Annotated in this window: 1 pseudogene; it reads right to left on the bottom strand. The window is 78.5% G+C overall.

Annotated features, from left to right (window positions below):
- Positions 1 to 939: pseudogene (locus tag JNW98_RS27980) on the bottom strand (helix-turn-helix transcriptional regulator); the annotation flags it as partial.

Raw genomic sequence — 939 nt, 5'->3', positions numbered from 1 at the left:
CGCGCGAACTGCCGCGCGCGCGGGCGCGTTCGGCGGTCTCCTCCAGCAGCCGGGCGGTCTCCGGGTCGGGCCCGGTCCCGGCGGCGGCGAGGTGCCAGGCCCGCTGGTCCGCCTGGTCGGGCCGGTCGGCCAGCGCGTCGGCCAGCGCCCGGTGCGCGGCGATCCGGCGGCTCGCCGGCGCGTCCTGGTAGACGGCGGTCCGCACCAGGGGGTGCCGGAAGGCGAGCCGGCCGTCCGCGAGACCCAACAGGCGTGCGCGCTCGGCCGGTTCGAGGTCGTCGAGGGAGGCGTCGAAACGTTCCGCCGCGCCGAGCACGGCCGCGAGGTCGGCCGCGCCCGCCGCGGCGGCGACGAGGAGCAGGGCCCGGGTGCGTTCCGGCAGCGCGGCGACGGCCGTGGTGAACGCGCGCAGCAGCCTGCTGTGCGGGGGCAGGACGGCCATGCCGTACGGGGAGGCGTACCGTTCCGCCTCTCCCTGTGCGGTGGGGAGTTCGCGCAGCGCCAGCGGGTTGCCCGCGGCCTCCTTGAGGACGAGCTCGCGCGCGTGCCGGGACAGGCCGGCTGCGTGCTCGTCCAGCAGCGCGCCGGCCGACGCGGCGTCCAGCCCGGACAGCCGCAGCTCCGGGACGCCGGGGGCGGGGAAGGCGGGGGCGTCGTCCTCGCGGACGGCCAGCAGCACGGCGATCGGCTCGGCGCCCAGCCGCCGGGTGGCGAACAGCAGGGCGTCCGCCGACTCCCGGTCCAGCCACTGCGCGTCGTCGACGAGGCACAGCAACGGCTGCTGCTCCGCGAGGCCGTCGAGGAGGGTGAGCACCGCGAGGCCCACGAGGAAGCGGTCGCCGCCGGTGCCGTCGGAGGCCATGCCGAAGGCGGACCGCAGCGCGTCCGCCTGGGCGCCCGGCAGCCCGTCGACGCGGTCGAGCACCCCGGAGAGCATCA

Origin of the sequence: Streptomyces huiliensis (genome assembly GCF_020037025.1) — a bacterium.
Taxonomy (GTDB): domain Bacteria; phylum Actinomycetota; class Actinomycetes; order Streptomycetales; family Streptomycetaceae; genus Streptomyces; species Streptomyces huiliensis.
The sequence above is the reverse complement of the archived record's forward strand: the minus strand, read 5'-3'. Positions and strand labels throughout refer to the sequence as shown.